This window comes from Mesorhizobium sp. M1348 (assembly GCF_040317925.1).
Classification (GTDB): domain Bacteria; phylum Pseudomonadota; class Alphaproteobacteria; order Rhizobiales; family Rhizobiaceae; genus Mesorhizobium.
In genome coordinates, this window is sequence record NZ_JAMYLH010000037.1 from 41,167 (window position 1) to 49,974 (window position 8,808).

Below are 8,808 nucleotides of genomic sequence, written 5' to 3' on the forward strand. Positions count from 1 at the left end.
TCAGCCGGGAGGCACCACCTCCAGCTTCAGCCGGTCGAGCGGACTTTCCGTCCGCCGGATGAGACCGTTCGAGACCTTCGTGTAGCGCGCCGTGCTCGACAGGTGGTTGTGGCCGAGCAGAACCTGGATGATGCGGATATCGGTGCCGTTCTCCAGGAGGTGCGTGGCGAAGCTGTGTCGCAATGTATGGACTGTCACGCGCTTGTCGATCCCGGCGGCCGCACGCGCCGAACGACAGGCCGAATAAAGAACCTGCACATCGATGGGGCGATTTGCGTCGCGATCCGGAAACAGCCAATCCTTCGGCTTTGCCAGCCGCCAGTAGACCCGAAGAATCCGAAGCAGCTGCGCCGACAGCATCACATAACGGTCTTTGCCGCCCTTGCCATGCTCGACCAGGATTACACCGCGTTCGCTGTCGATGTCGCCGACCTTCAGGCCAACGGTCTCGGAGGCGCGAAGTCCCGCCGCGTAGGCCGTGGTCAATGCCGTGCGCGTCTTCAGACTCGGCACCGCTTCGAGGAAGCGAACGACCTCATCGGCGCTCATAACCACCGGCAGCGTACGCGGTGCGCGGGCATAGGCGATGCGTTCCGGGATATCGGCATGGCCAAGCGTCACGCCGTAGAAGAACCGCAGCGCGCACACCGTCTGGTTCAGCGCCGGCCACGATATCCCGGTCGAAACGAGATACACCTGGAAGGCGCGGACATCCTCAAGGCCAAGCCGCTCGGGCGATCGGCCAAAATACCGGGAAAACTTCGCCACCGCGTGAATGTAGGATCGTTGCGTTGCCGGCGACAGATTGCGGACCGTCATGTCCTCGATCATGCGACGGCGCAGAGGGCTCAACTCGGCCATCTCTCATCTCCTGTTCTCAAGATTGCGCTTCAACAGCCGCAATCCTTCAAAACAGAAGCGTCATCCGCAAACCCTCGCACCAAATGCCGCGGCAGCGGCTTCGTTCAATCCTGAATCTCAACAGGCCTTAGAGCACGTCCTGTTTAATCCGGTTCATATCCTGCGGCTTTGAAGTAGTTGGCACATTCGGCTGGGGTGAAGAGGTCGACGACCGCGCCGACCGCGTCCCAGAGAGCCTTGATGGTTCTCTCGGCCTTTGCTCGCAGCAGCGCCTTGAGTTTGGCGAAGGCGTTCTCAATCGGATTGAAGTCGGGACTGTAGGGCGGCAAGTAGAGCAGGCTCGCGCCTGCGGCCTCAATCGCGTCGCGCACGCCGGCGGCCTTGTGGGCGGGCAGGTTGATGGGGTGGACGCCCCCTCACGGCATCGCTGTGCCAAAGTGGTGTCGTTGATCATCACTTGAACGGAGGCGTCCATGTTGGAAGTTAACATAATCGGATTGGACCTGGCGAAGAACGTGTTTCAGGCGCACGGCTCGGATGCGTCGGGAGCCACCCTGTTCCGCAAAAAGTTGCGCCGCGATCACGTGCTTCGGTTCCTAGCTGAGCAGCCGGCTTGCACGGTGGCGATGGAGGCGTGTGCCGGCAGCCATTATTGGGCGCGGGAGATCGCAAAGCTGGGTCATGGCGTCCGGCTGATCGCTCCGGGCTACGTCAAGCCTTTCGTCAAGCGGCAAAAGAATGATGCAGCCGACGCGGAAGCGATCTGCGAAGCGGCCCAGAGGCCGACCATGCGTTTCGTGGCGGTGAAGAGCGAAGAGCAACAGGCCGCGGCCATTGTGTTCCGCGTCCGCGATCTTGTGGTTCGCCAGCGGACCCAGACGATCAATGCCTCTTCCACATCACTAAACTTGTTACGGCGATCGAGCAGATGGACCCCACTGTCCCCGAAGCCGCCCGCCCGATCCTGTCTTTACTCGTTGAGCAGTTGCGGTCGCTGGATGCGAGAGTGGCCGAGCTCGACCGAGAGATTGGCCGGCGCGCCAGAGAGGATGCGGAAGCCAAGCGCTTGATGACGATTCCCGGTATAGGACCGATCACCGCGACGGCGCTTGCCGCGTTGGCCCCGTCCGCTCGGACCTTCAAGAGAGGTCGGGACTTCGCGGCATGGCTCGGACTAACGCCGCTGCAACGTTCTTCGGGCGGCAAGCAAAAGCTCGGCGAGAAATCCCGCATGGGCGAGCGAACCCTGCGACGGCTGCTGATCATTGGGGCCAGCGCCGCTGTGCGCTGGGCCATGCGGAAGGGGTCGACCGGGGATTCGTGGCTTTCGCAGATGCTTGAGCGCAAGCCACCCATGCTGGTCAACGTCGCCTTGGCCAACAAGATGGCGCGCATCGTGTGGGCATTAATGGCCAAAGGTGAAACCTATCGAACGCCGGCCATAGCAGGATAGTCCGCTCCTCGAGCGGGCTGCCATGGTGTGAGAAGGTCGAACGGAGAGTATGGCGCATCGGTCAACGAGACGGGATCGGGAAAACCAGATCATGGATACGCGCCTTGAGCGCGCCAGGTTGAATTGGACCCGATCCGCGAACTCCCATACGGGCCCGCGGCATGTAACAGCCGCAACAGAGGCCGGACACATGTCAGCACCCGACCACGCTCCGCGCTCTTCGAAAAATTCTTCTTGCACCAACGGGGGCGTCCACACATGTCCATGACGACTACGTCGCCCTCCGACAATGTAGGGACCAGCACCTGCTCGACATAGGCCAGGAACAAGTTGCCGTTCATGGCGCCGTCGTAGACGAAGAGCGCAGTCATGCCCGTCAGCCGCAGCGCTCCGGTGAAGGTCGTGGTCTTCCAGTGGCCATGCGGCACGCCGGCCCGGCAGCGCTCGCCGCGCGGCGCTCTTCCACGCAGGCGGGCCATCTTTGTGGAGAGGCCGGTCTCATCGATGAACACGAGCTTCGCCGGATCAAGATCGAGCTGGCCGTCGAACCAGTCCCGGCGCCGCTTCAGGATGTCGAGGCGACCCTGCTCCAGTGCGTGCGCGGACTTTTTTTGAATGTCCAGCCGTGACCGCGAAGCCAGGCGCTCAAGGCGCTGCGGCTGATCCGCACTGACTGCTCGGCGACGAGCCGCTCCACCATCTCGTTCAGCGTGATGTCCTTGCGCTCCTCGAACAGCCCGACGATGAAGGCTTCATGCGCATCGAGGCTGGAGGCGCGGCGGCGGCCCTGCGGGCGTGGCGCGCCAGTTCGCCGATCTTCGCCCGCGCAATCCAGCGGATCGCGCTGGACACTCCCACGCCGAACCGCGCCGCCGCTTGCCGCGCCGACATGCCCTCGTCCGAAGCCTTCGAGACCCGCGACCGAAGATCACCGCTCAATGCTCTTCCCATCGTCCACCTCCATCGAGGTGGATGTTGAATCAGCACAAAACGCAGCCGTCACATCACAATCGATTCATCGATCACAGGACGTGCTCTAGTGATCAACGGTCACGAAAGCGTGCTGTCGGTGCGAACCGGCATCCGCTTTCAATGACCCTTGCCAAAGCGCGAGCCTTTGCCTGTCGGGGTTCTCGGCCTAAGTTACCACCGGCATGTCCAACACGTCTCAAAGAGCCCGGCAGAAGATTTCTCGCTGCCGGGCCGGTCTGCCTTGGGAGGAGACAACACCAGCAAAGCAAACATGAGCGGCTCAAAGCGCCTTTTGCAGTTCCGGCAGAATGACGAAGAGATCGCCGACGAGACCGTAGTCGGCGACCTGGAAGATCGGCGCTTCCTCGTCCTTGTTGATGGCAACGATCACCTTCGAATCCTTCATGCCGGCAAGGTGCTGGATGGCACCGGAGATGCCGACGGCAATATAAAGGTCGGGCGCTACCACCTTGCCGGTCTGGCCGACCTGCCAGTCGTTCGGCGCATAGCCGGCATCGACGGCGGCGCGAGATGCGCCAACCGCCGCACCGAGCTTGTCGGCGACCGGCAGGATGACCTCCTGGAACTTCTCGGAGGAGCCCAGCGCACGGCCGCCCGAGATGATGATCTTGGCCGAGGTCAGCTCTGGACGGTCGGTCTCGGAGAGCTTGTTCTCGACAAAGCTCGACAGGCCGGGATTGGCCGCCGCCTGGACCGTCTCGACCGGCGCGGAACCGCCCTCGGGCGCTGCCTGGAAGGAAGCGGTACGCACCGTGATGACCTTCTTGGCGTCACTGGACTGCACCGTCTGGATGGCGTTGCCGGCATAGATCGGCCGCTTGAAGGTGTCGGGCGACACGACTTCGATGATTTCAGATATCTGGGCGACATCGAGCAGCGCCGCCACGCGGGGCGCGACGTTCTTGCCCGACGAGGTCGCCGGCGCGATGATCGTCTCGTATGGCTCAGCAAGCGAAACGACGAGTGCCGCCAGCGGTTCGGCGAGACGCTCGGTCAGTTCGTCGGCGTCGGCGAGCAGCACCTTGGTGACGCCCTTGAGCTTGGCGGCGGCATCCGCTGCCGGCTTGGCACCTTTGCCGGCAACCAGCACATGCACGTCCGAACCGATCTGCAGCGCCGCCGAAAGCGCCTTGGCGGTCTGGTCGGAAAGCGCAGCGTTGTCGTGTTCGGCAATCAGAAGAATAGCCATGATGTTTTCCTGACTTTCGTCTTCGAGGCTCCTGAAATCCGGTCAGGCCGAGTCGAAAACGGTTGGTTTCGAGAACCGGAGCGGAGCGTACTTCAGTACGTGTTGGGGTGGACGGCCCCCGACGGCATCGTGATGTGCCAGAATGAGGTCGTTGAAGATCTCAAACAAGGGAGACCGTCCGTGGATAAACTTATTCGCCTTGGCATGGATACGTCAAAGAGCGTTTTCCAGTTGCATGGGGTGAATGAAGCCGAGCAGCCGGTGCTGCGCAAGAAACTGCGACGCAGCCTGGTGCTTGCGTTTTTTGCTCAGCTTCGGCCGCTGAAGGTGGGCATGGAAGCCTGCGGAGCGGCGCATTACTGGGCGCGCGAATTGCGTGCGCTGGGCCATGAGGTGGTTCTGTTGCCGCCGCAATATGTGAAGCCCTATGTCAAGCGTGGCAAGTCGGATGCGGCGGACGCCGAGGCCATCTGCGAGGCGATGAGTCGGCCGAACATGCGTTTTGTGCCGGTCAGGAGCGCCGAAAACCAGGGAGCGCAGATGCTGGCGAAGCTGCGCGCGCAGTTCATCGGCCGGCGCACGCAGCTTGCCAATTCGATACGCGGCTTTGCGGCAGAGTTCGGCCTTGTCGCGCCCAAGGGGCTTTCCCGTCTCGGCGAACTGCTGGCCGACATCCGCGCCGATACGACGCTCCCGGACATGGCCAGGCAGATGTTCGAGACATTGGCGCGCGATTATGCGCGGATCGCCGAGGAGATCGCCGCGCTCGATGAACAGCTTCTGGCGCTTCACAGGCAGAACGAAATGAGCCGGCGGCTGGCCGTCGTGCCGGCGATTGGTCCTGTCGGAGCGACGCTTCTGGCGATCAAGGTACCGGAGGCGCATGGCTTCAAGTCGGGGCGAGACTTTGCCGCCTGGCTCGGGCTGACGCCGAAAAACCATTCGACAGCCGGCCGCAACCGGCTTGGGGTGATCACCCGCGCCGGCGACGAGATGCTGCGAAGTGTGCTGGTGGCGGGTACCACCGCTCTCATCCAGCACATGCGGCGCGGCAGCAAACGGGTCTGGCCGTGGTTGCAGGCCTTGATTGCGCGCAAAAGCCCCAAGCTGGCGGCGGTGGCGCTGGCCAACAAGTTGGCCCGCATTGCTTGGAAAATGATGGTCAGCGGCGAGCATTATCGCCCCATGAGCGACGCCGTGTCCGAAGCCGCGTCGGCGCGACCATGAGGCAGGCAAAACGTTTGGCGTCAGGCGCTCGCGCGCGGCGCTGAAGGCCGGAACTTGCAAGCAAAGGAGAAGATGGTGTGATCGGTCGAACCGGGACAGGCGAGACATTCCGAGGTGCTCACCGGCAATCAATGCCGTGTCCGTGTTTGGAACTCTCCGTCCGCGAAGCCCATCTTGGCCAGCGGCCGCAATGACCGCGAAAAAAGGCCGGACATATGAGCGCAAGAGATCCGACATACGATCAAATCCAATCCTTGCAAGCAGGGGGCCGTCCACATATGAGCACCGGAAGCGGAGAAACCGGCCGTTTGCAGGCCGGCCTCATCGGATTTCCTTAGAGCACGCCGGCTTCGTTCTTCAGCTTGTCTACCAGTTCGGCGACGCTCTTGACCTTGACGCCCGCCTTGCGGCCGCCCGGCTCCTCGGTCTTGATCACTTTAAGCCGCGGCTTGACGTCGGCGCCGTAATCGGCAGGGCTCTTCTCGTCGAGCGGCTTCTTCTTGGCCTTCATGATGTTGGGCAGAGACGCGTAGCGTGGCTGGTTCAGCCGCAAATCGGCCGTGACGATCGCCGGCATCTTCAGTTCCAGCGTCTGCAGGCCGCCATCGACCTCGCGCGTCACCGTGGCCTTGTCACCGTCGAGCACGATCTTGGAGGCGAAGGTGCCCTGCGCCCAGCCGAGAAGTGCGGCCAGCATCTGGCCGGTCTGGTTGGAATCGTCGTCGATCGCCTGCTTGCCGAGAATGACAAGGCCGGGCTGTTCTGCCTCGACGACGCCCTTCAGCACCTTGGCGACGCCCAGCGGCTCGGTCTGCTCGTCGGTCTTGACCAGGATGGCGCGGTCGGCGCCCATGGCGAGCGCCGTGCGCAAGGTCTCCTGTGCCTGCTGCGGCCCGATCGACACGACGATGATCTCTTCGGCCTTGCCAGCTTCCTTCAGCCGGATCGCCTCTTCGACCGCAATCTCGTCGAACGGGTTCATCGCCATCTTGACGTTGGCGAGTTCCACCGCCGAACCGTCCGCCTTAACCCGGACCTTGACGTTCGCATCCACAACCCGCTTCACGGGCACAAGGATCTTCATGAAACAATTACCCTTCGATTTGTGAAATCAACACTGCACCGGTTAACTCAACTATCGTAAGTGTCTCTTATAACAGCGCCCAAGATACATTTTCCGTTCTGTGCCGTTACCGCCGGATAAACTTCGCCCACCTTCGGACTCCTCGAACCCATCATAGGATTACTTTTTAAGCCATTTTCCAGCCGCGATACGATAAAGCACCTGACGTCGCAACGGATGCCCTTCCGCTCTACCTGGAAGGTCAAAATCGTCTCGTGGATGATGGCTCATTCCTAGCCGCTCCATAACGCGTGTTGAAGCCGAATTGCCAACAGCTGCATTGGCAACAACTTCGCTTAATGCAAGGCGCTCGAAACCAAACGAAAGCGCAGCGGACGCTGCCTCAGTTGCATAGCCTAGCCCCAATGGGCTGGGTCCGACCGCCAGGCGATCTCGACGGCCGGCCTGAAGTGCGCTTGGAAAGGAACATTAACAAGGCCGCAGAAGCCGAAAAGCCCGTCATTACCCGAGCCTCGAGCGCCCAAAGGCCATATCCATGTTTTTTGAAATGGTCACGTTGGTCGTCTATCCATGCCTCCATCCTTCTGCAGGACCCACGCCATCGCGACGTCCGCCATAGAGACATTGCGCTCCTTAGATACCTGTTCCACCGCGGCGACAATCTCCTTGTCGTTCGCCTCGTTGCGTTCGTACATCTGTGAAACATGTCCGTAGTTGAACGATCAGTTTCGGTGCTCCACGGCCGCGTCAGCTTTCCGCTTCCAAGCGGGGACTACGGGATGACCCCGACCTCATCTGCCCTGCAAAAGCATCTCGCGCTCTTCCTCGCGATAGTTCAGGCTCACTTCTGCATCGAGACGAACTTGGTCCACGTATTTGCTCGGCGGTGTGTTGATACTTGAGGAATTGCCAAGCATACATCGACGAGGCGCCGATATAACGCGCTTTGCCTGCCTTCACCACTCGTGGAGCGCCTCCATGGTTTCCTCGAACGGCGTTGCCGGGTCATAGCGGTGGATCTGGTAGACGTCTATGTAGTCGGTGCCCAAGCGCTTAAGGCTGCAATCGATCTCCGAAAGGACCGCCTTGCGGGACAACCCGCTCCATTCGGGCCAGGTCGCACGCGGTTGAACACCTTTGTCGCCAGCACGATCTCGTCGCGCGGCGCCAGTTCCTTCAGCAGAAGGCCCGTAATCTCCTCGGACGTGCCTTCCACATAGACGTTAGCTGTGTCGAAGAAGTTAATGCCGCCTTCCCAGGCCGCCCGGAGCAGCGGCCGCGCATCTTTACCAAGCACCCAAGGGCGCACCTCGGACTTGTTGCCGAACGACATGGTCCCGAAACAGATTCGGCTAATCTCGAGACCGGACTTTCCTAGTCGCGTATAATCCACGGCCTAAAATTCACTTTTGCTCTAATTTCTGTGTGCAACCCGGATGCCCGCGAGCTGCGACACTTCGTTAGGTGGTCAACGGAGGGCGGGTTGGAAACCTATCGTCGGAGAACAACAGTTTGGCTTTGCCGACCCAGGCCATCGGCCCCTAACTCCACCACGTCGCCGGGCTTCAGAAATACCGGCGGCTTCATTCCAAGCCCCACGCCGTGCGGAGTGCCGGTCGTGATAATGTCTCCGGGCTCTAGTGCCATGAAACGTGAGATGTACGAAATTAAATGCCTGAATGAGAAAATCATCTTGGCTGTCGATCCTGCTTGCCGAGTGATCCCATTCACCGTGAGCCAGAGAGTCAGGTTTTGAGGATCGGGGATTTCATCCGGCGTCACAAGCCAGGGTCCAAGTGGGCCAAAGCTCGGCCAGGACTTGCCTTTTATCCATTGCCCCCCACGATGTAGCTGAAACTGGCGCTCGGAAACGTCGTGGCAGACAAGATACCCTGCTACAACCGATAACGCATGCTCTTCAGCCAGATCAAAAGCATGCTCACCAATGACAACGGCAACTTCCGCCTCCCAGTCCAGCATCCGTGAGTCTCGAGGCATCAA

At 61.0% G+C, this 8,808-nt stretch carries 6 protein-coding genes and 4 pseudogenes; 2 read left to right on the plus strand and 8 right to left on the minus strand.

What is annotated here, in order from left to right:
• Both NKH13_RS31980 and NKH13_RS31985 read right to left on the minus strand, forming a co-directional pair.
• Positions 1-861, minus strand: a complete 861-nt coding sequence (locus NKH13_RS31980; RefSeq protein WP_352916796.1) for a site-specific integrase — start codon at positions 859-861, stop codon at positions 1-3.
• Positions 862-1,004: 143 nt separating this feature from the next.
• Positions 1,005-1,259: pseudogene (locus NKH13_RS31985) on the minus strand (transposase); the annotation flags it as partial.
• Between the two features lie 75 nt (positions 1,260-1,334).
• Between NKH13_RS31985 and NKH13_RS31990 the strand changes: the two are divergent.
• Positions 1,335-2,314, plus strand: a pseudogene (locus NKH13_RS31990) (IS110 family RNA-guided transposase).
• Between the two features lie 260 nt (positions 2,315-2,574).
• Here the strand turns inward: NKH13_RS31990 and NKH13_RS31995 are convergent.
• Both NKH13_RS31995 and NKH13_RS32000 read right to left on the minus strand, forming a co-directional pair.
• Positions 2,575-3,265: pseudogene (locus NKH13_RS31995) on the minus strand (IS630 family transposase); the annotation flags it as partial.
• A gap of 301 nt (positions 3,266-3,566) precedes the next feature.
• Positions 3,567-4,496 (minus strand): electron transfer flavoprotein subunit alpha/FixB family protein, encoded by a 930-nt coding sequence (locus NKH13_RS32000; protein ID WP_023677946.1) that lies wholly within the window; start codon positions 4,494-4,496, stop codon positions 3,567-3,569.
• A 180-nt stretch (positions 4,497-4,676) separates the two neighbouring features.
• Between NKH13_RS32000 and NKH13_RS32005 the strand changes: the two genes are divergently transcribed.
• Entirely contained in the window at positions 4,677-5,723 is a 1,047-nt protein-coding gene (locus NKH13_RS32005; protein ID WP_352916798.1) for an IS110 family RNA-guided transposase, read from the plus strand.
• A 334-nt stretch (positions 5,724-6,057) separates the two neighbouring features.
• Here NKH13_RS32005 and NKH13_RS32010 read toward each other — a convergent pair whose 3' ends face one another.
• The 4 genes and pseudogenes from NKH13_RS32010 to NKH13_RS32030 all read right to left on the minus strand — a co-directional run.
• Positions 6,058-6,807: an electron transfer flavoprotein subunit beta/FixA family protein gene (locus tag NKH13_RS32010; protein WP_023677947.1), complete on the minus strand. Its 750-nt coding sequence runs from the start codon at positions 6,805-6,807 to the stop codon at positions 6,058-6,060.
• A 159-nt stretch (positions 6,808-6,966) separates the two neighbouring features.
• Entirely contained in the window at positions 6,967-7,212 is a 246-nt protein-coding gene (locus NKH13_RS32015) for a GNAT family N-acetyltransferase (protein ID WP_352916800.1), read from the minus strand.
• Positions 7,213-7,388: 176 nt separating this feature from the next.
• Positions 7,389-8,140 (minus strand): annotated as a pseudogene (locus NKH13_RS35805) (aldo/keto reductase); the annotation flags it as partial.
• Between the two features lie 158 nt (positions 8,141-8,298).
• The coding region (locus NKH13_RS32030) for a fumarylacetoacetate hydrolase family protein (RefSeq protein WP_352916803.1) at positions 8,299-8,808 on the minus strand (510 nt) is incomplete at its 5' end.

Excerpts from the sequence above, each read along its gene's own strand:
- NKH13_RS31980 (WP_352916796.1), bottom strand. The coding sequence starts at position 861 with ATGGCCGAGTTGAGCCCTCTGCGCCGTCGCATGATCGAGGACATGACG.
- NKH13_RS32000 (WP_023677946.1), bottom strand. The coding sequence starts at position 4,496 with ATGGCTATTCTTCTGATTGCCGAACACGACAACGCTGCGCTTTCCGAC.
- NKH13_RS32010 (WP_023677947.1), bottom strand. The coding sequence starts at position 6,807 with ATGAAGATCCTTGTGCCCGTGAAGCGGGTTGTGGATGCGAACGTCAAG.